The organism is Sphingomonas mangrovi (assembly GCF_047975845.1).
Classification (GTDB): Bacteria; Pseudomonadota; Alphaproteobacteria; order Sphingomonadales; family Sphingomonadaceae; genus Sphingomonas.
The window spans coordinates 1-24,031 of record NZ_JBIUCZ010000002.1 but is presented as its reverse complement, the minus strand read 5'-3'; the positions used below and the strand labels follow the sequence as shown (position 1 = coordinate 24,031).

Below are 24,031 nucleotides of genomic sequence, written 5' to 3'. Positions count from 1 at the left end.
TTCCGCCTTCGTCAGCCCGTGGTTTGTAGATAGCGGACTTTGACGGAGCTTGTGTTGACGTCGCAGCCGCTCACCCGCGGCGTCTATAGCGGCCTCGGCTTGGGGCAGGGTTAGGCCGATCGTTTCGGCCAATCGAGCAGCTAAGGGCTGGGCGTCGCCGTACTCGGTGATTTGCAGGACGTGCACGATCTAGCCACCAACCTGCCTTAATACCGTGTAGATTGAGTTCGGCGCTAGAGACGGTTCTCGCAGCAGCTGCTTTTGATTGAGGCCATAGGTGACGTCCGAAAGGCCGTATCCAGAGGAGCCTAGCTCCGCTCTCAATGCCAGACCCAGCCCGACGACGTCACCGAAGAACACCTCCTTCACATGCGCGACCACCTTGAGCCAGCTCTCGAGCGCGACGCGCCGCCCCTCCTCCACCGATGCTGGCGCTGACGGTGTGGAAAGGAGAATGCCATGACCGATACGCAGCTCAGGGCTGAGCCCGATCGCGATTTGAGAATTCACATGCTCCCAGGCGCGGACGAGAGCTTCCATCATTTCTGCAGGGGACGGGGCGTCCTTCGGCAGGTCCGCCTTGCTGCCGACGGCACCGAGGATGTCTCGCACCAGATCAGATCGCGGGTTGAGCTGGATAGGGGCGAAACGGCGCAGGAAAGCGACGTCCATCGGATCGACGGATACGTCGGCTTGGTTGATCGCGCCGAGAATGTAGAGGTGATGCGAAAGGTAGAAGTCGGTAAGTTGTCCGGTGTTGGAGTCCAGGATCCGCATCGGCCAGGATCTAGTCCCGACGCTGTCGTCCGGAAGCAGCCTCGCTTCCCGCTCCATCGCTACGAGCGCATCTCCGAACAGCTGGACCGCGGGGCCCCGATTCATTTCGTCGACGATCAACAGGGAAGCTCCGCCAGACAGGGCAGCCTCGTTGGCCGTGATGAGTGCTCCCTTGACGACTTGAAACGATCCGCCGAGCGCAGGGGCGTAGCCTGTCGTGAAGTCCCGTGCCTTCGTGTTCGGCGAGAAGGCGATGCGCTGCACGTGCCGCTGCCGTCGATCGGAACTGGGAACGATCGGGCCGACTGCTGCGGGCGCGGGTGGGACCTTGGGGATGGCGACGAATCCCTTTTGGTTCAGCTGGGGCTTGCCGTTTTCCTGCGTTGATCCGACAGCGACGAAGGCCTCGGCCACCTCCTGCATCAAGCGCGTCTTGCCGCAGGCGGGTGGCCCAGAGATCAAAACTGAGCCGTAACGGCCCAAGCTCGCCAGAACAGCCGCTGCTTCAGGTGAGATTTTCATGATATCAACCTGCGTAGCTGCGACCGGTTTCGAAATCGATGTAGCCGCTGCTGGCCTTCTTCTTCGAGTTGAACGACAGGACGCGGGTCAAAAGTTCGGCGACGTCGTCGTGCCACGCTGGAATGTCCTCTTCGCGGGCAATCGTGGTGAATGCGTTGCCATCGGCCATTTGGCCGACGACGAAGAGCAGCCGATGCGCCGTTTGGGGCGGTATCACCAATCCGAGCTTGTGGATCACGGTCACGCGACCTTCGACGTCGCGTGCGTCGGTGGGTGGCTCGAAGATCATTGTCGTATTGTGATTGCCGCCCGGATTCCGAACACTCACAGGTGCGGTGTAGACGGTGATCTGTGTCTGCACGCCGTCTCGCTTGCGGTCCTCCAGCTCGCGCCCCGGCAGAATGCGAGCGAAGACGTCGTCGAATTTGTCATAGGGCCTGAACCGCATGTCGCGGGCACCACCACCCGTCCCGCCCGGAGCAGCCTTGGCCTTGAACTTGAGGCGATCCCCCGGCCAGATTTCCCTGGTCGCCAACCGCAGAATACCTCCAGAACCCTTACTCATCGCCCATTCCCCGCTCGTTGCTGATGAATATGGTATGGAAAGGGGCTCAGAGAAAGCGAATGTTCACGCTATGGCTTGAAATCGTTCCTGATCCTCGCCGTTCTGGGATGGCACATAAGGCACGGCCCCGATCGCACGGTAGCGAGCGAGCCTTTCGCTGCTTCTTATCCCAATCGTGGAGCCCAGCTGTGCCAGGATGAAATCGCGCGTAATCGTCGATCGCGTCTCTCCTGGCAGCTTCGGCTGACTGCGGTCGAGTGATGTGAAGTCGTCCAGGATCAAGGAGACTTCTGTCGCCCCCAGTCCAAGCGCGCGGAAGCACAGGCCGTCGACCAACAGACGCTGTTCCGCGATCTTCCAAGCGGCATCGCTTGTCCCGGATCTATCGAGCGCTTCGATGCGCAGGACGGCGTCTACTATCCTGCGGCCGGGCAGGCTGTCTGGAAGGATCGGCGGTAGCGGGATGGATTCGAGAAGAAAGTAGTTGACGGTGGTCGTCAGAACCCGCCGCAGCATCCAATCGAATGCAAAGCTGTTGACCAGGCCGCACCAGAGCCTGGCTTTCGAGCCATGCGGATCCTCTTCGAACAACACGGTCGGGACCTTGTTGCCGCAGACCAGCCCCGGGGGAATGATGGCCGTGCTCATCGACCGTTCGTTGGTCTGTCCCGCGATATCACAGAACCCGACCCGCTCCTGCCTCGTTCGGGCGAAGGCGAGACGGGGAACGTGAATTGCCGGGATCCAGAACTGCGGCTTCACAGCACCATCGCCGATCGGGTTCGGACGCCAGGTGGCACTACGTCCTTCACCGCAGACGTATGACTTCGCGCCAAGCCGATGATGCTGGACCATCCTTCCCTCGACGACGGGCAGGGCGTCTCGCCGAGGCTTGCTGACGAAGTGCCGTCTCTCCTTGGTCATGTCGACCTCGCGGGAGAACTTCGGATTCCAGATGCCGCCGACACCCATTCGATGCCCAGTCCCGGCCATCTTGCTGAACAGGCGCCATTCCGCATTGGACCGCACTTCGGGGATCGTCAGATCCGGACGTATCGACTTGAGTGTCTTGCAGGGGATCGACACCGTCGAAGTCGGAGTGACCTCGCGTTCCCCGGCAACCGCATGCGCGATGCCGATACGTCCCGCGCCTGAACGCTTGGTCCCCGATGCACTGAGGAGGAGAAACTTAAAGCGTGTATCGATTGCGAAGAACCGGGCCTTGTTGTCGAGCATGGTGACGTCGAATGCGCCGAAGCGCTCGATGAGGAGATCGCGAAGCTGACGCGTGCCCTGCGATCTGATGAGGCCGGCAGGGACAAGAGCTGCGATACCGCCACTCTTGCCGGACAACGTGACCATCAATTCGGTGAATGCGGCATACAGGTCCATTTCTCCCGAGGCAGCGGATGGATACCGCCGCCCGAGCTCAGAGGCGTAATCCCGCTTGTCCGCCCGCAGCCCAAAGAGATCGCGATCCTGTTCTTCGTCGAACGATTGACCGTAGTTTCTGGACTTGCCCGACGCGACGGCCTGTTCGTGGCGGCTGATCTTGACCTTTTCCCAAGGAGGATTCGCAACGACCGCGCCGAACCCATCATGTGGGATCGGCCATGACAGCGGATCTCTCAGCAGGCTGTCGCCGACCTGCCACTTGGAGGACATGGTCGCGATCGCCGCAAGGTCGTCCGTCATGGATGCAAGTGCGAGACGGGTTCCGCGAAGCGCAGCCTCGGAGACGTCCGATGCGTTTACCGATTCAGCCAGCCATGATCCGATTGCCGTTCGATCGCTGCCGAACATGGCAAGGGTCGTTCCGACCAGCAGTATTCCGGCGCCACATGCCGGATCAATGATCGGACGTCTTTCAGGGTTTAAGTCGGCAGCGCGACGGCCGAGGAGCCCTGCCAGGCGGAAGTCGGTGTGGTGCGCTCCAGTAGCGCGACGGTCCTGGACACTCATCGGCTCGCGCGCAAGCGCGCTCAGTGCGAGCGAGGGGTGAATTCCAGCGTCCGACAGGGCAGCAGCGAGCTTGGCGCCCCCTTCCTCAAGGTCACGAGCGGACAGAAGCGGGTCGACCTCGAAGGCGGACTGGTAGGCTGCGACTGAGAATCCTCCGAGACGCGCGGCGGCGCCTTCGAGGATCGACAGTCGCGCAGCGTACATGTCAGCTCGGGCATGCCGGGAGACCAGTTCCCGTAGCAGTGCTTCAGCGGGCTTGAGCAACTGCTCCTCGGTGGGACGTGGTGCACTCATGCCGTTTCCTTCAGCAGCTCGTCGTTCCGCCATGCGGATTTCGAATGCTTCGCACCTTCCCCTTGATAGGAGATCAGATATTCGGTCACCGCTTCGCCGTTTCCACTCGCGGTGACGTTGGGCCGGTATCGTCCAATTCGATCGAGCGCTTCGAGCGACACCTTGCCTGATATGCCCAAGAGATTCACTAGATCCTCCAGGTCGACGTGGCCTTCACAGCTGTAGGACAAAAGGACCGTCTGAGCCGCAGTCTTGGTTATCAGGCTGTGGAGCGCGTTGAGGGCCTTGCGCTTGTAGCAGAATACCGACGCCTTTTCCTTCCAGGGCCGAAGCCCGCTCACGCCCTCAACCTCGGGATCGTCATTGACGACGATCGTCTCGAGGATGTGATAGTAGGAGGCGTATTGCCGCTTGGTGTAGGGCGGATCGTAATAGACCAGGTCAGTCGGCTGGAGCGTCAATTGGTGGACGTCGCCCACGATGCCGGTGGAATGGACCCGCTCGGCTCGAAGCGGACGGGGCCGGAGCGAGATCGGCTCAAGCGCGCTACGCTGCCATGAGGATAGAAAGCAGCCGTAGGTGCCGGCGATGTTCGCCGCGCGATTTACGGCGCTGATGAGGTCGCCGAGGAGCAGCGTCGTCTCCACTTCGCTGATAAGGCGACTCGCCGCCCAGTCAGCGATCTCGAGGCGGATACCGTCGATCTTCGCAGCATTTACTTCGGTGAAGTAGCGTCGTTCCACACTACCATTGAAGCGTGAAGCAGGGCTGTAGTTGCGATGTATGGGGCCCTCCGATGGGGCAGCAGCATTCAGCTTCTCGATGGCGTTCGCATACCCGCCCAGTTTCGAGAACACCGCTTCGTCATTGGACACCATGCGAGCCAGTGACATGGTGACGGCGGAACGCAGGGTGTCGTTTACGACGACAGGCACGCCGAGGTCAGCGACCGCTGCCGCGACCGCTCCGGTTCCGGCAAACCCATCGATGAAGCGGGCACCGGGGACTATCCGTTCTGACACGGCGGAACGGAGAGCATCCGCTACGCGCGACTTTGAACCGATGTATCTGAACGTCATACCGCCTCCGCTTGGCCAAAGAGTGTATAGCGCCCCGAGTCGGCGGTCATCCGGTAATTTCCTGTTTCGTTCTCCGGCGAGGAGAGGCCTTCTTTCAACTGCCCTACGCCCTCTGTTCATTCACTTTCCTAATCCGCCTGCAATTCGATCTTGGCGCGACGTCGGTTCATTCGCCTGATCGAAGCGGTGAGAAGCCATGCTTGGGATATGGAGGGATGTCTCGCAGTCCTTCACGACGGGAACGGCCTGCCGCGATCAGCACCAAGCCGTTCCTGCATTGACCGACGTATCGCTATCAGGAGCCTAAGCGATCAACGGCATCGCATCGTCCGTGTCGACCAGCGCCGCCGCCGCGACCTCCAGCAGATGGTGCGTCAGCCGATCCGATCCGAAGCGGGTCGCCAACTCGCCCCATGCCGTCCACCGATCCATCCGATGGCAGATCCATTCGTAGAAGCGATCGCGCCGCTCCGTGGTGCCCAGCCCGAGCGTCCATACCGTCTCTAAGATCGGCACCACGCCGTCCCCACGCTTCGACAGAATGATCGACGGCTTGCCGCCCTCGCGCCGACGGAGGAAGGCGACGTCCCAGCGGGAAGCGGCCTTCTCGACGCGCGCCAGCCTCTCTTCCCGCGTCTCGGGTCCGAGGCCGAGCTCGCACAGCTGGGCGATGGTGGCGCCGGAAGGCCGCTGCTTCCGCACGTCGTACGGGCGGGTGGCGAGCAGCATGTGGATCACCGCCATCCCCTCAGCCGTCACGGCGCGGGCTTCGCGATTGTCCTCCGTCAGTTCGACCAGACCTTCCCTGGCGAGCCAGAGGTGGAACAGGAGGAGGTACAGCGTGCTCGACTGGAAGATGTCCGCTGCCTGCTCGTGGATCGTCGGGCTGCGCCGGATCGTCGCCACCAGAACGGCGTGCATCGTCTCGAGCAGATCGTGCGGCGTCTTCCCGAAATGGTCCGGCATCCTCAGGCGACCGTTCCAGAAGGCCGCGCGCAAGGAGGGCCACCGTTCGCCGGTCTCCTCGTCGACGAAGACCGTCTTGCGATCGACGTGTTCGCCCCTCAGCCAGACTCCCCAGGGCAACTCGGGGTCGCAGGCGTGCGGGGTCAACGCCTGTACTCCAGCCTCGAGGCGGGGACGACGGTCGGGCCCGGATCGGCAGCCCCGGGGTCGCGGTTCTCCTCGATCGCCTTCAGCTGTGCTGCGAGGCGCACGCACTCGCCGTAGACGAAGGCCTCGGTCTTGTAGGTGGGGTCGTCGACGCCGAACGCCGGCGTCTTGTAGCCGCCGGGACGACGGGTGTCGGACGGCACGAGGTCGTCCCGCTGATCACAGCTGAACCCGAACCACCATGCGTCGTCATCGTGATTGTCCGCCACGGCCCTGCGGGCTTCCTGACGGGATCCGACGTCTGCGGCGACGTGGCAGATGCTGCGGTCTTCGTGTGCGTCGCGTTCGCAGACGTCCGAGTAGTCGATGCCGCCGTGGACACCGATCATGATGCCGAACAGCGTGCCGTATTCGCGACCGTAGAGCGGATGTCCCGGCGGGACCGCGACGTATCCGCAGAGGTGCTGATGCAGTGGGGAGCGGCGGATGATGCAGGGGTATCCCGACGCCGGATCGGTCCAGGCGATCTTGTCCGCCTCGGTGCTCCAGGGCCCGTCGCTGGTGGGGTGCACGTCTTCCACGCGATGGACGGCATCGACCATCACGAGGCCGCCGTCCTCCCTCAGCGGCAGACGGGTGCCAGCGGCCGGCTTGGCGACGACGGGCAGGGAGACGGTGGAAGGCTTCTTTCTGGGCATTTCGTTCTCCTCGGATGCAGTCCGCCGACGCGGCGGACTGGTGGTGATGGTGGTGATCGACGACGTCTGGTGTCCGCTGCTCAGGCGTGGAGGAGCAGCCACTCCTCGTTGAAGTCCTTGCCGGCACGGGGCGCGAGATCCTCCACGGCAAGCCCTGTCGCGGCGTACGCCGTCATCGCGGCTGCGGCGGCGGCCCGACCGGGAGCGTCCGCATCGCCGCAGACGATCACGCTCCTGACTTCGGCCGGGAAGCGGACGTGCGGCAGGTTGCCGTCGCCGACCGCCGCCCACACGCTGGCTCCGGGAAACATGAGCCTCACCGCCAGCCCGTCCTCGACGCTCGCCGCCAGCATCACCGTCTCCGCCACGGGGCCGAAGCGTACCGCGCAGCCTCGTGCCCGACCGAGCGACAGCCGCGGCGTGCCACGGGTCGACTTCCGCCCTTCGCAATCGAGGAAGGTGCGCTGGATGCCGGCGACCCGGCCTTCGCGGTCCTGCAGTGCCGCGATCATCGCCGGCTCGCGCCGACCCTCGCGACCATCCGCATCCCACCAGCGCGCGACGTGCGAGTGGCGGATAGATCCGGGCACGGCGTGGCCGATGCCCCGGTTGACGAGGTAGGTCTCGCTTAGCGACCAGCCGATCGGCGTCGCCTCCTGCCAGATCTCCCGCGCCCGTCTCACCGACTCCGCGCGACGCATCGCGACGAGGACCGGGTTCTCGAGAACCGGCGGCGCGACGGGCGCGGTGCCGGCGAGATCGAGACAGGCCTGTCGGAAGTCGACGTGATGGAGGCGCCGGTGGAGTTCGATGACGTCGCCGCCGGCTGCGCAGCCGTGGCAGTGGAAGACCTGCTTCCCCTCGTTGACGAAGAAGCTGGCCGTGTCCTCGGGGTGGAAGGGACACAGCCCCTTCAGTTCGTCGCCGCTCTTCTTCAGGTCCGTCGCTTCCGCTGCGACCCTGGCGATCGACGCGTCCGCCTTGATGCGGGCGACGTCGATCAGTCCCCTCGCGTCTACGTATCTGGCCGGCAGGCCGATGCTGTCCATGTCTATGCTCCTTCGCTGGTCAATCGCCACGTTCGCGGTGGTCTGGGGCCTCTTTCCTCCGGCCCCTGCCTCCACCGCCCGGCACGAGCCGGCCGGCGCCTTCGCGCCGCAGTCACTTTTCTTTCGATGTCCGCCCGAGCCGTTCGGCGAGGGCGGGATCACCTCGCGTTCCGGCGGTCCGCGAGGATCGCGTTCCACTTGCTCACCGTCACCGCGGCGCGGTCGGCGTCGTCGGCGAGGGTCCGGATGCCGCCGATCGGCACGATGGCGGAGCCGGGGGGCTTCAGGCCCAGGGCGCACGCGACGTCCTGGCGGCTGCAGCCGCGCTCGAGGAGTTCGCGCGCCGCCCCCGCCCGCAGGCCATGGAAGTTCCACGGCTGCAGCACCGTCATGTCGGGTGCGGCGGCGGCCAGCCGGGCCTGCATGCGGTCGAGCCGCACGTCCCTTCGATCGAGTGGGCGGCCGCTTCCGCCGCTCACCGCCTGACCACGGGACGTGACCGCACCGGCGACACGGGCCAGCGAGCGGACTGCGTCCGGTGGGAGGTGCAGCAGCCGACGGCTGCCGCCTCGCGCCGGCACCATGGCCCATCCACGCTTCCAGTCGATCTCGGCAAGATCGATCGCCACTGCCTCCCACGGTAGGCACATGGTCAGGATGCAGAGCTCCAGTACCGTGCCGTGCGGTCCGCCCAGCAACCGAGCGCCCTGCAGCAGCATCCGCATCGACGGGAGGTCCGGCAGGCGGGGACGCGCGCCGATCATCCTCGGCCGTCCCCGCCGGGCGCCGACCCGTTCGGGTCGTCGCGCCACCGCAACTGCCTCAGCCCCGACCGGATGACGTCTACGGTCGACGAGACCGGCGCCCCGAGCTGCGCTGCCCACCAGTCCGATGCCGCCCGCTCCTGCACGCGGAAGAACGTCTCAGGACGGTGGCCATCGGTCAGATGGCGGAGGCCGGCCTGTGCCTCGGCGATGTTCTGCGCAACTCCTCCGTCCGCCATGCCGGCGAACACGCCCTCCCTCACGCTGCGGAAGGTGAAGGCGAACGGCAGCGGCTCTTCGCCATCCTCGGCGATCAGTTCCGCGAGGTATGCTTCGGCATCGGCATCCGGCTCGATCTGCAGATCATGGGCGTCACCGAACAACGGGCCGGAGGTGCGTCCTGCGATCGCGGCGCGCACCGCCGCTGCAGCCGCCATGCCGAGAGCGACACGGGTGTGGCCGCGCCCGGGAGAGGGGATCACCAGTACTTCGTTGCGCCTGTCGAAGTTCCGTACGCCGATCGATGCCAGCGCGGTGGCGGAGCAGGGGAGGTACGTCGCCAACGTCATCAGGCGGGCGAGCGGGTGGTCGCAGACCGAGGCCCTTCGGTTGAGCTGGGCGATCTGCGATGTTGCGAGGACGAGCGGATGCCGTCCATCCTCCTTGCGGAGCATGTCCATGTCTTCTTCCTTCTGGGGATGATCCGCCCCGGGCGAAATCACGACGTCAGCTGCGGTCCGATGTTTCGGCGCGCCGAGCGCTCAGGGGCGGGGGGGATACTGCTGGCTGCAGCGTCGAGCCGTCCGGCGCGGGGACGGCTCGCTTTCAGCGCCCTCGGTTCCGGAGGGGGCCGCCCTCGGTCCTGCTGCGGATGAACGCCGACAGGTCACGGGTCGAATAGCGGACCGATCTGCCGATCTTGACGTGGGGCGGGTGGCGGCGGTTGGCCTCCATCCTGCCCTTGGCGAGGGTATTCGCGGCCATGCCGAGCATGGCCGCGGCCTCCTCGGTCGTGATGAGACGCTCCGCCTCCTGGGGGGTGCCGTCCGCGGAAGTCTGATCGTCGTTCTGCATCGTCGTTCCTCCTGTCCTTCGAGCCAGCCGCCGTTGACTGGCAGGGACGACCATAGGCGAGGACCGGGCCGGCAGTTGACAAGGCGCCGTTCGCATTCGGACGAAAAGCCGGGCGATTGCGCCGCGATTGGCGGTGCGATTGGAATCGACGGTAGACTGGCGGCAACGGCCGAGCCTGCGGTGTCAGGACATCGGTTCGGGAGGGGCAGGGCAGGTGGAGGGGAATGCCCTCTGGTCAGGCGATCGGGATCCGACGGCGCCCGGCCGTTCCGAAGTAGCGTCTATCGGGGTGGGCGACGGCCTTGGCCTTTGCACGGTTGTATGTGACGCCCAGACCCCCTGATCCGAATTCGGCTTGCACGGCGTCCTTGAACCGCTCGTCGTTCCAGTCGGAATTTGCCGGAACCATGAGCCCGGCGAGGAAGTGGGCGACCTCGCTGACCCTTACGGAGGTTTGATCCTCGTCGCGCTTCAGCTCTTCGTCGAGAGCGCAGACCGGGACGTACCATCGGCGAGAGGCACGGTCTATTGCGCGGGCATACCGGTTGTGGCCGACGAAGATGCGGTGGTCGGGCTGGGCGGCGGGCTCGTAGGGCCGGTCGATCGACAGGGCGCATGCCGCCAGCCTCCGGATCGCCTGCTCGTCGTCGACCTCCCAGAATTCCGGCCCAAGCCTCACGTATCCCTTGTCGCCGAAGGGGCGGGCGTGGACGTCGATCTCCTCCTCGAACGCCAGTCTGGCGAATGCACGGGCGATGCCCGCTGCGGCCCTGCGCGCGCCGAGGCCATCGTCCCACTGCTGGCGGGCCTTGTCCACAATCAACGCCCATTCGGCGCGGTCGATGTCGTCAGCGTCATGGAGCGGCACGTCCAGCGAGACCGCATGTGCCAGCATCACACCGTGTTCCCGATCGTAGATGCCTGGAATGGGCTTTTCATCTGCACCGAAGGCCTCGTCGGCCTCCACTATGTCTGAGGGAGGCGGATATTCAGCCATGCGGAGGAAGTGGACCAGGCCTGGCCAGATGCCGCATATGCGCTTGCCGAGCAGCTCGGCCGCTTCCGCCAGGAACATGTCCCTGCCGATGTAGCCCTCGCGTGCCGGGCCATGTGCCTTCCAGTCCAGGTCGGCCATCCAGAAGAGGTCTTCGTCGTCGATCCGCTGCATGCTGTCTCTCCGGCCGGTCCATCCCCATTGCTATCCGTCGCCCGTGAGCGGTGCAACGGCCGTGCAGGCGTCAGGCGGCCTTCAGCACGCCTACTTGGTTGAGGGTGGGGTCTTCGGGGTTCAGCGCCCGCCATGCGGCACGATGGATGCGTTCGGGCAGCGACTTCCCCGCGATCTCCTCGCAGGCACGGCGCAGATCCTCCGGCCATGGATCGCGCAGTATGGCGCCGTCACGACACGGTTGGACCGGCCCGACGACCTCCCAGTGATCTCGCACGCCCGTGACGGGTTGCCCGCGGAAGCGGGCGGGCGGCTTCAGGCGGCCCCTCGACATCATGGCGGCGGCTGGATCGTGGCGCCCGCCCTTCGACAGGTCGAAGAAGCTGCCGAGCACGAACGGCTCGCCCGGGGTTATCTCGACCAGGACGGCGTCGATGCGGCGGATGCAGAGGTGCGATGCGGTGCAGCCATCGGGCAGTCTGATCGTCCAGACGCTCTCCATGACGGCATCGTGGTCCTCCAGAAGGTGGTTCTCTGCGATCTCTGCCGAAGGGGGGCGATTGCCGGCGGTCGTCCGACCGCGCTCGTCGATCCAGGTGCAGTCGTCGCTTCCCCATACCACGCACGCGGGTTCGCCGCGACGCCGGGCAGTCTCGACCATGGCCTTCAGGACTGTTCCCCGCAGCGCCGCCCCGAGGTCGTCGGTCCGACCGTCGGACGGCAGCGGAACGGTGGACAGTGGTCCGGTACGGAGTTCCTCATCGGACGGGAGATCGATCGACCAACGCAGGTTGCGTCTGCCGTTTCGCCGTACGACGTGGGGATAGTCGAGGCGTTGATCGGCTACGACTGGAGACGGCACTTCTTTCCTCCAAGAGGTGATCATGCCTCGATAGGCATCTCCTCTCAGGTCCGTCACCTTGCCGCAGGTCGATGGCTAGCGGCTGCGGCTGGCCCACACCATCGGTTCAGCCCTTCCTCCTCGCGGCGGCGCGAGCGCGTCGCTGCCGCCGGCGATATTCCTCGGTGTCGATCCCGTGATCCTTCAGGTTCTTCCTCGCCCTCTTCTGGTCCTCCCTCATCGGCCAGCCCGCGCGCAGAGCGTCGATCCTCTTCATGCGCTCCTTGGGCTTCATCTTCTCGAGGACGACGCCGCCCGGCCAGGCGTCGGGACGTGCCATCAGTTCGTCGAGATGGTCGTTCCACGTCTGCAGGACCTCGCCCGCTTCGGGCTCCAGCTTTGCGCGGGCGTAGATCCTGGTGCTGCGCTGCCCTTCCTTCTTGTGCAGCAGGACGGCGTCGAGGACCGACATGGGCGTCAGGAAGGGCTTCTCCTCGAGCCGCGAAGCCGCGGTCGTCCGGACGTCGTAGAGGGTGAAGTGATCGATGGAGAGGGCGGTGCCGTCCCGCTCGTTCGCCAGCTGGAGGCGCCGGTGCATGTGCGCATCGACGCGGTTCTTGACGTCCGTTCCCATGACCGGTCGGGTCCTGCCGTCGAGCGTGAAGACGTAGCCCCGTCGCAGCCTGGGATCGGGCTGCTGGCGCAGGATGATCTCGCGCACCTGGCGCGGCAGTTCCACGATGTACGGCTCCTTGTTCTTGGAGATGACGTCGGGAACGAGCCACTCGCCCTTCTTCATGTCGAGCTGCTCCCAGGTCATGTTGCCGATCTCCTTGTCCTTGCGCTTGATCAGCCTGAGATACGTTTCGAGCAGGTCGCCTTGGGTTCCGCCTATGTCGCGGCTAGCCTCCAGGTAGCGCTGGGTCTCGTCCTCGCGGAAGCGCCGGACCCGCTCGCCGGCCTTGGGCGTCTCGACGTTGCGCGCAGGCGACTTCGCGAGGCGGTCCCTGTCCACCGCGTCGTTGAGGATCGCCTTGAGCTGGACGAGCCCCGACCGCTTGGCCGACGGACCTCGTTCCTTCAGCCGTCGACCGAAGGCCTCGACGTCGTCGACCTTCATCTGGTCGATGCGGATGTGGCCCAGCAGTCCGATGACGTCCTTCCGGATGATCGTCGTGTGCGCCTGGCTCAGCGGCGCGTCGTCGTCGATGCGCCGCTGGATGTAGTCTTCGGCATATGTGGCGAGCAGGAGCTCGTCCTTGTCCCGTTCGATCTGTGCCAGCCTTTTGCGCTCGGCGATCGGGTCGATGCCGCGACGCCGCTGGCAGGCCAGTTCGGCCGCCATGGTCCGCGCCTCTTCGACGGTCAGTTCGCCGTGATTGCCTAGTTTGGTGCTCTGGGTCCGGCCGCCGCGCATTCGATATTGGAAGAGGAAGGAGACGACGCCCTTGGAGGTCCTGTATGCGCCGAAGCCCTTGATGATCGTGTCCCAGAGGATCGTCTTGGTCGAGGACGGGGGCGAGATCTCGATGTCCTTGATCGTGGATCTCTGCAGCTTGCCGACCGGCATGGGTTCGCTCCATTGCAAAAGGAGCCGCCCATTAGAAGCATATTGGACTACGCGTCACCACACGTGGTCCATCTCGCAGGAATATTCACGGGCCATCACCCGCTACGGGTTTCACCCGGTGCCAGGACAGCTGACATGTCGCAGGCCAAGTGCTGGGCAGAACATGCAGCCTGACAGGCACCGGTCTGCCTGAACAATCCGCGAACAACACTCAAGAATCAATAAGGCGGAACTTCGGGGTATTGCAGGCCAAGGCATGTACTCGCGGATTGCCCTTTCCGAGGCCAAAGGCCAAGTCTATCAACATCCCGCAAGCGTCGATCGTAGTATTCCGATGAGTACGTTCGACACCTGACTTGGACCTCCCCTAGGCTGGTCATTTGCGAAAATATGACGCTTTAACAGGACTTTGCCGGTATCGGTATGTTCAAGGCGACTTGCCTCGGCGTCGAAGAGCCGAGACGAGCAAGCCACGAGCAATATCCGTTCATGCGTTTCGCCAAGCCTTGATGCCGTGCGCGCGACCGATCCGCAAGGGGGCGCCCACCCCCGAAGTTCGTAGCATCAGCGGCTGGACCGGGCGGGCTTGCCTCCGACACCTACGGGCACCATCATCGTCGGATCACCGGATGAGGATGCCCGAGTTGGCGAAGCTGTTCTTCTCGTATTCGCACAAGGACGAACAGCTGAGGGATCAGCTCGAGGTGCAGCTTGCCATGCTCAAACGGCAGGGGGTGATCGAGACGTGGCACGACCGCCGGATAACGGCAGGCGAGGACCTCGACCATGCGATCAGCATGCACGTCGAGGAGGACGACGTGATCCTCCTGCTGGTGAGCCCCGACTTTCTCGCCTCGGACTACTGCTACGACGTCGAGATGACGCGGGTAATGGAACGCGCGAAGGCGGGGGAAGCCGTCGTGATCCCCGTGATCCTGCGTCCGTGCGACTGGCATCACGCCCCCTTCGGGAAGCTGCGGGCCAGCCCGACCGACGGCAAGCCGGTGACGATGTGGGCCAACCAGGACGAGCCGATGCTCGAGGTCGCGCGCGACGTGCGTGCCGCCGTCGAGCGGCTGGACGCTGGTCGTGGCACGGCGTCGGCCCGGCGGGCACCGGCTCCGCCGACCACGTCGATGGTCGCCGCTTCGAAATCGGCGGGTCGCGGGCCCAGGAGCAGCAACCTCGCGGTGGCGAAGGTGTTCACGGACCACGACCGCGACGGCTTCCTGACGGAGGCGTTCGACTACATGGCCGCGTATTTCGAGAACTCGCTCGAAGAGATGCGTGCCCGCAATCCGGGCCTGCAGGGCACGTTCCGGCGGGTGGACGCGAACCGCTTCTTCGCAACCGGATACCGCGATGGCCGGGCGGTGGCGCGCGCCACCGTCTTCATGGGCGGCATGATGGGCCGGGGCATCTCCTACGTGATCGGCGAGACGACCGAGAGCAACGGCTACAACGAGAACCTTCGCGTGGATGCCGATGACCATGGTCTGTTCTTGAAGTCCATGGGCATGGCCTCCATGGGCGGGCGATCGGAAGCCAAGCTGACGTTCGAGGGAGCCGCGGAGCTCTACTGGTCGATGTTCGTCGCCCCGCTGCAGCGAGGCTGACTGCTCGAAGCAGCGGGCTTCGTTCGCCTGATGGTCGCACGTCGTTTGGAGGAGGGATGACGCAGCAGGCCATCTACGATCTCGATAACATCATCGTTCGGACTCAGCTGAACCGCCTGAGAGGGAAGTGATCATGGATCCAGGCGCCAAGACGGAGCTCGAGGAGAAGCTGCGTCGTCTGCTTCGAGTAGGCGATGAGTCCGCTCAGGATGAGCTCCACGCCGAGATCGGCAGGCTGTCGCCCGACCCGGACTGGTCGGACCACGTGTTCCAATCCAACGAATCTACGATGGTGAGGAAAACCTCGATTTCGCGAGAGTGATCGGGCGGATTGCCGAATACCGGCCGATCCGGCTGTAGGCATGGCAGCGGATGGGGAACACGCTCGCGCGGCGGTTCGGGACGTTCAGGCGGCCCTGAAGGAGCGGAACGCTTGCGCAAGATCCGCCGGCTGCACGGGCTTGGACAGCACGACCCCGGGCGGGGCGCACGGCTCGCACTGGTCTGGGGACCCTGTGACGAAGATCACCCCGATCTCACCCAGCTCGTCGAAAATCCGGCTGACGGCGTGGGGACCGGTACCCTGCGTCAGCATCACGTCGGACGTGATGACCGCGGGCAAGTGTGCCCTGGCGGCCGCGACGGCCTCTTCCTCCGAACTGGCGAAGTCGAAGGACGTGGCGCCCTCATCCTCCAGCAGCGTCTGCAGATACGTGGCGATCAACGGTTCGTCTTCGATGATGAGGACGTGGCACATACGCGTCGAACTCCGGTCGTTGCTGGCACATGGTAACCGCGGGGACGCGAGACGGATCCGCCGACCCTGGGGAAGCGGCGCCAATTCCGTCGGCGGAAGGTGTCGGTCGGCCGCGGTGGTCAGGAGCCATCGGACACCCGGAGATTGCCGCCGGCCGCATCCTTCTGCGTCACGTCCTCGCGAGGCACGTAGTTGATCACCCACTGGGGCTTGCCTTCGGGTGAGAGCTCGATGTCCGGGACGCCGATCGGGTCGTTCGCAACCTGCTGCGACCGCTGCCCGACTGCCTTCTTCTCCGCTGTTGCGCTCGCAGCCACCGTCACCTTCTGGCTGTGATCAGCGACTCCCGACCCTGGCGGCGAGCTGTCCGAGAGACCGGAATGCCCGGCCGCTGACCTATTCCGGGCCGCTTTTCGCTGTCGTCCGCGGTCAGGTTCTGGACTTCGCCCTGAGGCCGGCGCAACTTGATGGCGAGGGGTGAACTACATGCGCTATCTTCTGCTTGCCGCAATGCTGGTTGTTGGCCCGGCTAACGTGAACCCGTGCAACGCGGCGTTCGCGACCTCCGTGGCCTGCTGCAGAACCTGCTCCAAGGGAAAGGCATGCGGCAACAGCTGCATCGCGCGAAACAAGACGTGCCACCAGCCGCGAGGCTGCGCCTGCGATGGTTGAGCAGACGCCATTACCTCATGAATACGAGGGAAGTCCTATGGCCGACGGAGCCCGCGATCTACAGCTCGCATTCGTGGTCCAAGTCGCCGTGGCTTGGCTTGCCAATCCCCACCACCGGATCGCGGCCGATGAAATCTGCACCCTTCTGGATCGCGTCCACGAGGGGATAGTGGCCCTTCAGGTGAGAGCCGAGCAGGGCGATATGACCGTTCAAGCGGTTGACACTGAGCATATACCTGCGGTGACTGTCGAGGAGTCCCTGGCCTCGAAGGACCATATCCTCTCGATGATCGACGGGAAGCCATACAAGGCGCTGCGCCGGCACGTGGCCGCGTACGGCCTCACGCCCGAGGAATACCGAGAGCGGTATCGCCTGAATCCCACTTACCCGATGGTGGCGGAGAACCACTCGGCTGTCCGTCGAGAACTAGCGCGGCGAATCGGCCTGAGCGGCTTGCGCAAGAAGCGTTGATCAACAGCCGGAATGCCGAGGCTTCAGCACCGGTGTCCTTTCCAGTAGCGCGGCCGTTTCAGCACGGTCCCGCTGTCGATCATGGCACAGGATACGTCGCCGGCCACCGGGAACACGCACCATGCCCCGGTTCTCCTGCCGACTGCCTGTCCGGTGGAGGTGCATCGCAGTCTTGGTCCGCGGACCAGGGCATGGCCCTGGCGGCTCCTGCCAGTTCCGGTCCCGAGTAGCTGGACAAGCGCCTTCCGGGCCTGCTCAGCTGTCGCTAGCGGGCACGGCTGGTCGCTGCGACAGCTGCCGTTCGACTCCCTTGCTGCAATCCCTGCCAAGCGGAGGCGCGGACCCTCCTTGCACGAGACCGGATCGCCCCGTCCCAGACGCGAGTGGGTGTGCAGGTGAACGTGGAGCCGGCGGGGACGACGGATACGGCAAGTGTGGCGAGGATCAGCATAGCGCTCCGCTATCCGGGTAGGTCCATATCTTCCACACTATCGTCTTCAGCAGGAGACGCGCATTTGCGGCGCTCAAGTGCGCAGTTCTAGGCGCCCAAAGCAACCATTCCTTCGGCGCGATCTTTCCCGTTTCTCCGTCTTCGAGAGGCAGTTTCTGGAAAGAGCAATCGGGAACAGATTTTGGGAAAGCGGAGCCCGAAATGGGTTCCGTGCGCGATAAACGCGGCCGCTTTCCCGTGTTGGGTTCGTTTGTGGGAACGCGGCGTTTAACCAGACAAAGCCATGCCGGGGAGCCCCGTCAAAGCGTCGCCGAGCACATCGATCAACGCCCGGACGCGGGCGATGCGTGCCCGGCCGGGGACGAACAGGATGGAGAGCGGGACCGGCTCGGGTGCGTAGTCCGGCAGCACCTGCTCCAGCACGCCGGATTCCAGCAGATCGTCGATCAACCACAGATGTGCCGGCACGATCCCGCGGCCCTGAATCAGGGCTTCGCGCGCAGCCAGGCCATGATCGATCAGCAGCCGGCCATCGAACGGTAGCGATATGCTCCCCTCGCCGGGGTGATGGAGGGAGAGCGTGTCGCTGCCGTCGACGTTGCTCATGCGGATCGCCTGATGGTACAGCAGGTCGTCCGGCATCTGCGGGCGACCGTGCCGGTCCAGATAGACGCGCGAGGCCGCGAGGATGCGGTGCGAGTGGCCGATCGCCTTGCGTTGCATCGTGCTGTCGGCGAGCGGCCCCAGCCGGATCGCGATATCCACCGCCTCGCGTACGAGATCGATCCGCACGTCCGACAGGCCGAGATCGATCGTCACGCTGGGATGCCGATCCTGAAAGGCGAACAAGGCCTTCGCCACATGCTGCACGCCGAGCGCGGCGGTGCAAGAGACGCGGATCGTGCCTCTCAGGTGAGCGCCGGCGCTGCGGGCGTCATCAACCGCTTCATCGACCAGCCGCAGGATCGTGCCAGCCTGATCCCGGTAACGCGCGCCCTCCGCCGTCAGCGTGACGCGGCGCGTCGTGCGGTTCAGCAGCGTGATGCCAAGCGCGGCTTCCAGCTCGGTGACGTGGCGGGTGACGGTCGACTGGCCGACGCCCCGCTCGCGCGCGACTGCCGAGAAGCTGCCGCGTTCCGCCACGCGAACAAAACTGCGCATCCGCTCCAGCGTGACCGCGGACTTATCCATCTGACGGAACGATTCTATCCATCCCATCGATCTACCGGATAACGTCGCCGATGCGTAGCTGCCTGAACTCCATTCGATTCGACAGGACAGCCCGATGCAGCCGGACCAGAAACCCCTCATCACCATCGTCGGCGCGCTAAGCAAGCAAGGCCGCAGCGCAGCGCACACGCTGCTGGCGAGCGGACAGTATCGCGTGCGTGCGCTGACCCGGCGTGTGGACTCCGCCGGCGCGCAAAAGCTGAAAGACGCCGGTGCCGAAGTGGTCGGTGTCTCGATGGAATTAGGCAATCGACCCGCGATGGTGGAGGCATTTCGCGGCGCGCACGGCGCATTCCTGATGACACCGCCGATCGCACCGCCCGCGACGCACGAGACGGCGCTGGGCATCGAAATGGCGGACGCGGCGGTCGAGGCGGGTGTGCAGCAGCTCGTCCTCAGCAGTCTGGAGAATGTCGATGCTATCACCAACGGCACGAAGTTCGCGCCGCACTTCACCGACAAGGCGCGGGTGGAGGAGCATATCCGCGGACTGCCGGTGCGCAGCTCGTTCGTGATGCTGGCGTTCTTCTTCACCAACCTGCTGGAATATTACACACCGCGAATGGTCGGCGACGAGCTGGTGTTTCCCATCTACCTGCCCCGGAATTTCCGCGCGCCGTTCGTCGATCCGACGACCGCGACCGGGCCAGCCGTGCTGGAGATTTTCACGAACCCCGACGACTATGCGGGGCGGTCGCTGCCGGTGATCGGCGAGATCCTGTCCCCGGACGAGATGGTCGAAACCTTCTCGCGCGTCACGGGAAAGAAGGCTGTCTACAGCTCGGCCTTCACCCGCGACGGACTGCTGCACCACTTCCCGGACTTCGCCGGCAACGAGCTGCTGGTCAGGGAACTACTGGGCATGGCCGAATATGCCGTGGAGTACGGCTATTATCGCTCCGATCGCGATCTGGAATGGAGCCGTCGGATCGATCCGGGCAGCCTAACCTGGGAGGGTTTCCTGCGCGCGACGGAGTGGCAGGGGGAACCGCGTTCCCTTGGAGCTGGCTGAGTCGCTACCATCAGCCGCAGTGCTATGACCTATCCAGCCTCGCGGTGCCCGCCACCTTCGCCCGGGGTCGACTTTCCCGTTTCACCATCCTTTTCGGGAAAGCCGGCGGACCAGCCAACGTCTCCTATGCATGCTCACTCACTCGCGAGCGGCCGGTCCGCAAACCTGAAGAGTTTCGGGCATCCGTTCACTATGCCCCCACGTCGTCAGTAGCTGAGCCGATCCATCTCGGCATCGTCCACCGCTTCGACGCTCTCGCCGTCCGCTTGCATCCGGTTGAGGTGCGCGCAGACCGTGCCCGCATTACCCCCGAGCGGAAAACTGCGATCCGATCGTGCGGCCTGCGCGAAGCGGCCGACGCTCTCTTCGCAATCCGTTTGCGGCCGCTACCCTACGGCGTCCTCCGCTTCGCCGAAGTCGTCCGCGCCGACGTCTTCCTCCGCTTCCAGTTCGGGATCCCCGCCGTAGCGATCGAGGATGTCGATCAGCTCCTCGATCGCGCGGGCTACCCCCTCGAGCAGCACCGCCTTTTGAATCGCGACCGGCAGTGCCTCTGCTGCCGCCTGTTCGTGGCGGATCGCGGTCAGCGCATCGCTCAGCCGCGACTCGGGCTTCAACTTCTGTATTCGCTGAGTCGTTCGCGAGAGCGGTCTGCGCTGATAGGTGCGTTTCGCACGTGTTCTCGCAGTGTCGGACAGTTCCGGCATCTACCCCCCCCCCGGTTAGAAGATGCGATTTACTTATCCATTCTGGAGGTAGATTCGATTAACCACAAGTGCGGGCGATCGACGGGAGCGGGGTGGGAGACCGGCATCTAATCGAAATAGAACGACTTTCGTGCCGAAGAGCGCCTGTGATCGAGCGGCTCAGCCGAGAGAGATACGGGCAAGCAACTAATCTAAATCAATGTGAATCCCAGTTGAAGTTAACCACGTTTTGTTCTTGTCTCGGGGCATCCTTGAAGGGGGCTTTGAGGCATGAACGAGACGGCTCGACTTGGATTGTCGCGTATCCTCGCGACGACCGTGCCGAACGCTGACGAAGTCGCGACGGCATTACTAAAGGAATTCGGCTCGGCCGGCGCCTTGCTGACGGCGTTCGATGGACGGCTTGGCCGGACCGCGCCGCCGGCCGCGGTGGAACACCTCCGCGCGATCAAATCCTGGGTTCGGGAGGCGCTTTGTGCCCGCGCAGCGGAACAGCCGGTACTCGACGCGAACGAGGCGGTGCTCAACTACCTCAGGCTCGATCTTTCGGCGGCGCGGATCGAACAGTTCCGTGTGCTCTATCTCGACTATCGGTCGATGCTGCTGGAGGATCGGGTGATCGGCATCGGCGACGTGTCGGCGGTGACGGTCTCGATCAGAGAGGCGCTGCACCGGGCGCTTGATCTCGGTGCCGTGTCCGTACTGCTCGTCCACAATCATCCCGGCGGCAGCCTCAAGCCCAGCAACCACGACATCGAGTTCACCCGGCGGTTCGTCCAGGGCGCCCGCGCCCTCGATGTGCGGGTGTTGGACCATGTGATCGTCGCGCCGAGCGGGTGCACGAGCTTCAGGACGTTGAACCTGATGTGATCCACACGAAGGGGGTAAAGATGCCGGAAGAGGAAGACGAAGTTAGCTGGACGTTCGAGTTCGAAGGTCGGATCGAATTCCAGACGATGCTGCTTGTCCTGATCGTCATTTCCACGGTGCTGATGGTCACGTTCAAGCCTGGGCTCCTGCACGGCCTTCTGTTCGGCGGACCGGCCTAACGCGCGCGAGCCGACGTCGTATCTCCGCGCCCGGCCGGTCGCCGCCGGGTGCGGACTACGGCTGGCCAGGCTTCCGCAGCCTGATGTTCAATAGCTCAACCAATCCGTCTCGGCGTCGTCCACCGCCTCGAAGCTTTCGCCATCCGCCTGCATGCGGTTGAGGTGCGCGCGGACGGCGTCGGCGTCGCCCTCGCGAGGGAAGGATCGATCCGATCGCGCGGCGTGCGCCAGGCGGCCGACGCTATCCTCGCGGTCCTTCTGTAGTAGTAGCCAGGCGGCGAATGCCGGCCGCGGCTCGCCATATCGGTCCAACATCATGTCGTGTCTCCGCTTGTCGACTCACGATGCCGCGGCTTATCATGTTCCGGTTACGTTCCTCAACGGAGTTGCCATGTTTCCGACCTTCCCACGCGCGGCGCAGGGGCTGTGAAGCGCCCGCGTCGACGTCGCCGATCCGCGTCGCCTGCCGTGCTCCTCGTTGGACTGGTCGCGGCCGCCAGCTTCTTCTGGCCCGAGCTGAAGCGCGAACTGCCGCGGTTGGAGGAGATCGCCGGCACGACGTCGGCGCGCGAGGTCGGGACCGACACGGCGTCGGCGGCTGGCGTCTTCGAGTGCCACGTCACCAGCGTGTATGATGGCGACGGTCCGATCCATTGCGCCGAAGGGCCGAAGATCCGCCTGTCGGCGATCGCCGCGCGCGAGATGGACGGCAGCTGCCGCCCCGGGCACCCGTGCCCGACCGCGTCGGCCGGCGAGGCCAAGGCCGCGCTCGAGCGCCTGGCGCTGGGGCAGACGCTGCGCTGCGAGCGGACGGGGACGAGCTACGATCGCGTGACCGCCTGGTGCTGGCGGCCGGACGGCATCCAGCTCAACTGTGCGATGGTCGAGGGCGGCTATGCGGCCCGGTGGGCGCGCTACGACGTCGACCACCGCCTCTGCAGCCAGCCAGCGGCGGGGTAGGGCGCGCGGCTCCTCGCGCCGCTACTGCCTAGCCAGCGAGCGATCGTCGCAGCGGTGCGTCGTCATCTGGTAGCCGGCCTCGCCAACCTTGCCGTAGCAGATACCGGCGTCGACAAGACGCTTCGAGGCGTCCTCCCGCTCATCGCATGCGGTCTGTGTTGCCGGGTCGTCGCCTGGTCCGCCACGGCATTGCGCGTTGAGCCGGGCCCATCGGTCGATCATCGCCTGCTCTGCCGCGGACCACGTCGACGTCGGGGAAGGCGAAGGGAGACCGGGATCGTGGGCTTCCACGCCCTGTGCTTGCGTCCCGGTAGCGGTCGCCGTGGCTGCCGGGGCTTGCGTCGGCTGTCCGGGGCCCGAGCAGCCGGACACCGCAACGCCCAGCGCCGCCAGCATCACCCAAGGTCGGTTCAAACTCTCCTCCTCGCGAAAACCGCCGAGGGCGTAGCGCCCAGCAGCGACCGAAATGGATGGGGGATCTTCAAGTCGTCAGGCGCCACGACCTCCTAGGGCTCGGGCAGGCGCTTCTCGTTCGCTTCCTGCCGCGTTGCGGCCGCAAGTTCCTCATAGCGGGTCGCCATCTCCTGATGGATGCGAGCGATGGCAGGGCTGGCAGCGTTGTCTGCAAGCTGGCGCGAGTGCTGCGCACGACGAAGATAGTAGTCGTGGTTGTTTAGTTCGTTCATCTCTCACCCTCCCCGCCTCGCATCGTAAAGCAACGTCGTTGAGATTCTCAAGATGTTTGCCGCCGCTTGGTGGTGGGCGACAGGATCTGGCTGCTGAGTAGTTCGCTGGTCGTCGCGGTGGCTACTCCTCGTGCGGTCGGCGGTGTTCTTTCGACCACCCGGCTGACTGCTGAGCCACGGCGGAGGGCGGATACAGGGCGTTGGGATCGGATGGGCGGATGCAGACGTTGATCCCGCTGTTGTCGCTCAAGGCCAAAGGATCATCATGCAGCTTCCCAAGAACGCCACTGTCGCGATCGTCGATGGCGAGAACCTCCACCTCTATCGCAACACCGGCGACGAGAACGCACCCTCGCTGATGGCGCTGCCGGAGGCGGACGTGTCGACCACCAACCGCGCTTCGGGAAGCCGTCACCAGAGCAGCTCGGCCAATCCGAGCGACCGCCAGCAGGACGAGGACAGCTTCGCCGCCGGCGTCGCGGAGGTGCTCAACAAGCAGGTTCTCGAAGGCAAGATCGACGCGCTCGTCGTGGTCGCCGCACCAAGGACGCTCGGCGAGCTGCGCAAGCACTACCACAAGGCGCTGGAAGCGAAGCTCGTCGGTGAGATCTCCAAGGACCTCACGGGCCACAGCGCCGCGGAAATCGTGAAGGCGATCGCCGCCGCCTGAGGCCCCGGCCGGGGATGCGCTCCCGCCCAACCCACGTCGTGCAGAGCGTCCGCGCTGCGCACGACGTGGGGGAAGTTGCGTTTCCGGCGTGCGGCGAGCCAACGAGCGCGATTCTGCGCTGAAGGTCTTTAGCTGCGCCACGGCGTCGATCACGAATGGCCAGTTGGGGTTGTGGGTTCAACCGGTGGTCGCAACGCATCATTCTCGAGGTGAGGAGGGTGTGAGCGATGAGGCAGCGCAAGCGGATCTACTATTCGGCCGAGCAGCGGGCGG

At 64.9% G+C, this 24,031-nt stretch carries 28 protein-coding genes; 8 read left to right on the top strand and 20 right to left on the bottom strand.

Annotated features, from left to right (window positions below; translation table 11 throughout):
* Nucleotides 1–189: 189 nt before the first annotated feature.
* From ACBY01_RS01465 to ACBY01_RS01405, 13 genes are all read right to left on the bottom strand, one after another.
* Complete coding sequence (locus ACBY01_RS01465) at nt 190–1,299, bottom strand: hypothetical protein (protein ID WP_416458981.1); 1,110 nt, start codon at nt 1,297–1,299, stop codon at nt 190–192.
* Between the two features lie 4 nt (nt 1,300–1,303).
* Nucleotides 1,304–1,864, bottom strand: a complete 561-nt coding sequence (locus ACBY01_RS01460) for a hypothetical protein (protein ID WP_416458980.1) — start codon at nt 1,862–1,864, stop codon at nt 1,304–1,306.
* A gap of 63 nt (nt 1,865–1,927) precedes the next feature.
* Nucleotides 1,928–4,120: an Eco57I restriction-modification methylase domain-containing protein gene (locus ACBY01_RS01455; protein ID WP_416458979.1), complete on the bottom strand. Its 2,193-nt coding sequence runs from the start codon at nt 4,118–4,120 to the stop codon at nt 1,928–1,930.
* Entirely contained in the window at nt 4,117–5,199 is a 1,083-nt protein-coding gene (locus ACBY01_RS01450) for a DNA adenine methylase (protein WP_416458978.1), read from the bottom strand. Before ACBY01_RS01450 ends, ACBY01_RS01455 begins: the two co-directional genes overlap by 4 nt.
* Before the next feature lie 303 nt (nt 5,200–5,502).
* Nucleotides 5,503–6,312 carry a hypothetical protein gene (locus ACBY01_RS01445; protein ID WP_416458977.1) on the bottom strand — a complete coding sequence of 270 codons (810 nt, stop codon included), beginning with the start codon at nt 6,310–6,312 and terminating at the stop codon, nt 5,503–5,505.
* On the bottom strand, nt 6,309–7,010 hold the full coding sequence (locus ACBY01_RS01440; protein ID WP_416458976.1) for a hypothetical protein: 702 nt from the start codon (nt 7,008–7,010) through the stop codon (nt 6,309–6,311). Before ACBY01_RS01440 ends, ACBY01_RS01445 begins: the two co-directional genes overlap by 4 nt.
* A gap of 80 nt (nt 7,011–7,090) precedes the next feature.
* Nucleotides 7,091–8,059 carry a DUF7146 domain-containing protein gene (locus ACBY01_RS01435; protein ID WP_416458975.1) on the bottom strand — a complete coding sequence of 323 codons (969 nt, stop codon included), beginning with the start codon at nt 8,057–8,059 and terminating at the stop codon, nt 7,091–7,093.
* Between the two features lie 158 nt (nt 8,060–8,217).
* A complete protein-coding gene (locus ACBY01_RS01430) occupies nt 8,218–8,784 on the bottom strand; it encodes a tyrosine-type recombinase/integrase (RefSeq protein WP_416458974.1) in 567 nt (188 codons plus the stop codon).
* A 35-nt stretch (nt 8,785–8,819) separates the two neighbouring features.
* The gene (locus tag ACBY01_RS01425; RefSeq protein ID WP_416458973.1) at nt 8,820–9,503 is read right to left on the bottom strand and encodes a hypothetical protein; all 684 of its coding nucleotides are present in this window, start codon (nt 9,501–9,503) and stop codon (nt 8,820–8,822) included.
* 145 nt (nt 9,504–9,648) lie between these two features.
* Nucleotides 9,649–9,897 carry a helix-turn-helix domain-containing protein gene (locus tag ACBY01_RS01420; RefSeq protein ID WP_416458972.1) on the bottom strand — a complete coding sequence of 83 codons (249 nt, stop codon included), beginning with the start codon at nt 9,895–9,897 and terminating at the stop codon, nt 9,649–9,651.
* Between the two features lie 235 nt (nt 9,898–10,132).
* Entirely contained in the window at nt 10,133–11,065 is a 933-nt protein-coding gene (locus ACBY01_RS01415; protein WP_416458971.1) for a hypothetical protein, read from the bottom strand.
* Between the two features lie 70 nt (nt 11,066–11,135).
* The gene (locus tag ACBY01_RS01410) at nt 11,136–11,951 is read right to left on the bottom strand and encodes a hypothetical protein (RefSeq protein ID WP_416458970.1); all 816 of its coding nucleotides are present in this window, start codon (nt 11,949–11,951) and stop codon (nt 11,136–11,138) included.
* Nucleotides 11,952–12,033: 82 nt separating this feature from the next.
* On the bottom strand, nt 12,034–13,476 hold the full coding sequence (locus tag ACBY01_RS01405) for a tyrosine-type recombinase/integrase (protein ID WP_416458969.1): 1,443 nt from the start codon (nt 13,474–13,476) through the stop codon (nt 12,034–12,036).
* A 644-nt stretch (nt 13,477–14,120) separates the two neighbouring features.
* On the opposite strand from ACBY01_RS01405, the gene ACBY01_RS01400 reads away from it, so the two are divergent.
* Together ACBY01_RS01400 and ACBY01_RS01395 are read left to right on the top strand one after the other, a co-directional pair.
* Complete coding sequence (locus tag ACBY01_RS01400; RefSeq protein WP_416458968.1) at nt 14,121–15,092, top strand: TIR domain-containing protein; 972 nt, start codon at nt 14,121–14,123, stop codon at nt 15,090–15,092.
* A 133-nt stretch (nt 15,093–15,225) separates the two neighbouring features.
* Entirely contained in the window at nt 15,226–15,414 is a 189-nt protein-coding gene (locus ACBY01_RS01395) for a hypothetical protein (RefSeq protein WP_416458967.1), read from the top strand.
* Between the two features lie 84 nt (nt 15,415–15,498).
* Here the strand turns inward: ACBY01_RS01395 and ACBY01_RS01390 are convergent, their stop codons facing one another.
* Complete coding sequence (locus tag ACBY01_RS01390) at nt 15,499–15,849, bottom strand: response regulator (protein WP_416458966.1); 351 nt, start codon at nt 15,847–15,849, stop codon at nt 15,499–15,501.
* 119 nt (nt 15,850–15,968) lie between these two features.
* Nucleotides 15,969–16,166 carry a hypothetical protein gene (locus ACBY01_RS01385; RefSeq protein WP_416458965.1) on the bottom strand — a complete coding sequence of 66 codons (198 nt, stop codon included), beginning with the start codon at nt 16,164–16,166 and terminating at the stop codon, nt 15,969–15,971.
* Between the two features lie 392 nt (nt 16,167–16,558).
* Between ACBY01_RS01385 and ACBY01_RS01380 the strand changes: the two genes are divergently transcribed.
* On the top strand, nt 16,559–16,993 hold the full coding sequence (locus ACBY01_RS01380) for a MucR family transcriptional regulator (RefSeq protein WP_416458964.1): 435 nt from the start codon (nt 16,559–16,561) through the stop codon (nt 16,991–16,993).
* A 718-nt stretch (nt 16,994–17,711) separates the two neighbouring features.
* Here the strand turns inward: ACBY01_RS01380 and ACBY01_RS01375 are convergent.
* Nucleotides 17,712–18,635, bottom strand: coding sequence for a LysR family transcriptional regulator (locus ACBY01_RS01375; protein ID WP_416458963.1), 924 nt, complete (start codon nt 18,633–18,635; stop codon nt 17,712–17,714).
* 94 nt (nt 18,636–18,729) lie between these two features.
* Between ACBY01_RS01375 and ACBY01_RS01370 the strand changes: the two genes are divergently transcribed.
* The gene (locus ACBY01_RS01370) at nt 18,730–19,686 is read left to right on the top strand and encodes an NmrA/HSCARG family protein (RefSeq protein ID WP_416458962.1); all 957 of its coding nucleotides are present in this window, start codon (nt 18,730–18,732) and stop codon (nt 19,684–19,686) included.
* Between the two features lie 386 nt (nt 19,687–20,072).
* Here ACBY01_RS01370 and ACBY01_RS01365 read toward each other — a convergent pair whose 3' ends face one another.
* A complete protein-coding gene (locus ACBY01_RS01365) occupies nt 20,073–20,303 on the bottom strand; it encodes a hypothetical protein (protein ID WP_416458961.1) in 231 nt (76 codons plus the stop codon).
* A 360-nt stretch (nt 20,304–20,663) separates the two neighbouring features.
* Between ACBY01_RS01365 and ACBY01_RS01360 the strand changes: the two genes are divergently transcribed.
* Nucleotides 20,664–21,263, top strand: coding sequence for a JAB domain-containing protein (locus tag ACBY01_RS01360; RefSeq protein ID WP_416458960.1), 600 nt, complete (start codon nt 20,664–20,666; stop codon nt 21,261–21,263).
* Between the two features lie 20 nt (nt 21,264–21,283).
* Nucleotides 21,284–21,442, top strand: a complete 159-nt coding sequence (locus ACBY01_RS01355; RefSeq protein ID WP_416458959.1) for a hypothetical protein — start codon at nt 21,284–21,286, stop codon at nt 21,440–21,442.
* Nucleotides 21,443–21,529: 87 nt separating this feature from the next.
* Here the strand turns inward: ACBY01_RS01355 and ACBY01_RS01350 are convergent, their stop codons facing one another.
* Entirely contained in the window at nt 21,530–21,760 is a 231-nt protein-coding gene (locus ACBY01_RS01350) for a YozE family protein (RefSeq protein ID WP_416458958.1), read from the bottom strand.
* A 150-nt stretch (nt 21,761–21,910) separates the two neighbouring features.
* Here ACBY01_RS01350 and ACBY01_RS01345 point away from each other — a divergent pair, with 150 nt between their 5' ends.
* Nucleotides 21,911–22,402 carry a thermonuclease family protein gene (locus tag ACBY01_RS01345; RefSeq protein ID WP_416458957.1) on the top strand — a complete coding sequence of 164 codons (492 nt, stop codon included), beginning with the start codon at nt 21,911–21,913 and terminating at the stop codon, nt 22,400–22,402.
* 21 nt (nt 22,403–22,423) lie between these two features.
* Here the strand turns inward: ACBY01_RS01345 and ACBY01_RS01340 are convergent, their stop codons facing one another.
* Together ACBY01_RS01340 and ACBY01_RS01335 are read right to left on the bottom strand one after the other, a co-directional pair.
* On the bottom strand, nt 22,424–22,798 hold the full coding sequence (locus ACBY01_RS01340; protein ID WP_416458956.1) for a hypothetical protein: 375 nt from the start codon (nt 22,796–22,798) through the stop codon (nt 22,424–22,426).
* Between the two features lie 110 nt (nt 22,799–22,908).
* Entirely contained in the window at nt 22,909–23,088 is a 180-nt protein-coding gene (locus tag ACBY01_RS01335; protein ID WP_416458955.1) for a hypothetical protein, read from the bottom strand.
* Between the two features lie 265 nt (nt 23,089–23,353).
* On the opposite strand from ACBY01_RS01335, the gene ACBY01_RS01330 reads away from it, so the two are divergent.
* Entirely contained in the window at nt 23,354–23,758 is a 405-nt protein-coding gene (locus tag ACBY01_RS01330) for a host attachment family protein (protein WP_416458954.1), read from the top strand.
* The last annotated feature ends 273 nt before the right edge of the window (nt 23,759–24,031 follow it).

Bases quoted from the DNA above. Each gene is read 5' to 3' on its own strand.
- ACBY01_RS01355 (WP_416458959.1), top strand. From the start codon at position 21,284: ATGCCGGAAGAGGAAGACGAAGTTAGCTGGACGTTCGAGTTCGAAGGT.
- ACBY01_RS01370 (WP_416458962.1), top strand. From the start codon at position 18,730: ATGCAGCCGGACCAGAAACCCCTCATCACCATCGTCGGCGCGCTAAGC.
- ACBY01_RS01390 (WP_416458966.1), bottom strand. From the start codon at position 15,849: ATGTGCCACGTCCTCATCATCGAAGACGAACCGTTGATCGCCACGTAT.
- ACBY01_RS01450 (WP_416458978.1), bottom strand. From the start codon at position 5,199: ATGACGTTCAGATACATCGGTTCAAAGTCGCGCGTAGCGGATGCTCTC.
- ACBY01_RS01420 (WP_416458972.1), bottom strand. From the start codon at position 9,897: ATGCAGAACGACGATCAGACTTCCGCGGACGGCACCCCCCAGGAGGCG.
- ACBY01_RS01395 (WP_416458967.1), top strand. From the start codon at position 15,226: ATGGATCCAGGCGCCAAGACGGAGCTCGAGGAGAAGCTGCGTCGTCTG.
- ACBY01_RS01465 (WP_416458981.1), bottom strand. From the start codon at position 1,299: ATGAAAATCTCACCTGAAGCAGCGGCTGTTCTGGCGAGCTTGGGCCGT.
- ACBY01_RS01460 (WP_416458980.1), bottom strand. From the start codon at position 1,864: ATGAGTAAGGGTTCTGGAGGTATTCTGCGGTTGGCGACCAGGGAAATC.
- ACBY01_RS01415 (WP_416458971.1), bottom strand. From the start codon at position 11,065: ATGCAGCGGATCGACGACGAAGACCTCTTCTGGATGGCCGACCTGGAC.
- ACBY01_RS01330 (WP_416458954.1), top strand. From the start codon at position 23,354: ATGCAGCTTCCCAAGAACGCCACTGTCGCGATCGTCGATGGCGAGAAC.
- ACBY01_RS01405 (WP_416458969.1), bottom strand. From the start codon at position 13,476: ATGCCGGTCGGCAAGCTGCAGAGATCCACGATCAAGGACATCGAGATC.
- ACBY01_RS01435 (WP_416458975.1), bottom strand. From the start codon at position 8,059: ATGGACAGCATCGGCCTGCCGGCCAGATACGTAGACGCGAGGGGACTG.
- ACBY01_RS01410 (WP_416458970.1), bottom strand. From the start codon at position 11,951: ATGATCACCTCTTGGAGGAAAGAAGTGCCGTCTCCAGTCGTAGCCGAT.
- ACBY01_RS01430 (WP_416458974.1), bottom strand. From the start codon at position 8,784: ATGCGGATGCTGCTGCAGGGCGCTCGGTTGCTGGGCGGACCGCACGGC.
- ACBY01_RS01340 (WP_416458956.1), bottom strand. From the start codon at position 22,798: ATGCTGGCGGCGCTGGGCGTTGCGGTGTCCGGCTGCTCGGGCCCCGGA.
- ACBY01_RS01425 (WP_416458973.1), bottom strand. From the start codon at position 9,503: ATGGACATGCTCCGCAAGGAGGATGGACGGCATCCGCTCGTCCTCGCA.
- ACBY01_RS01455 (WP_416458979.1), bottom strand. From the start codon at position 4,120: ATGAGTGCACCACGTCCCACCGAGGAGCAGTTGCTCAAGCCCGCTGAA.
- ACBY01_RS01375 (WP_416458963.1), bottom strand. From the start codon at position 18,635: ATGGATAAGTCCGCGGTCACGCTGGAGCGGATGCGCAGTTTTGTTCGC.
- ACBY01_RS01360 (WP_416458960.1), top strand. From the start codon at position 20,664: ATGAACGAGACGGCTCGACTTGGATTGTCGCGTATCCTCGCGACGACC.
- ACBY01_RS01350 (WP_416458958.1), bottom strand. From the start codon at position 21,760: ATGATGTTGGACCGATATGGCGAGCCGCGGCCGGCATTCGCCGCCTGG.
- ACBY01_RS01380 (WP_416458964.1), top strand. From the start codon at position 16,559: ATGGCCGACGGAGCCCGCGATCTACAGCTCGCATTCGTGGTCCAAGTC.
- ACBY01_RS01440 (WP_416458976.1), bottom strand. From the start codon at position 7,010: ATGCCCAGAAAGAAGCCTTCCACCGTCTCCCTGCCCGTCGTCGCCAAG.
- ACBY01_RS01335 (WP_416458955.1), bottom strand. From the start codon at position 23,088: ATGAACGAACTAAACAACCACGACTACTATCTTCGTCGTGCGCAGCAC.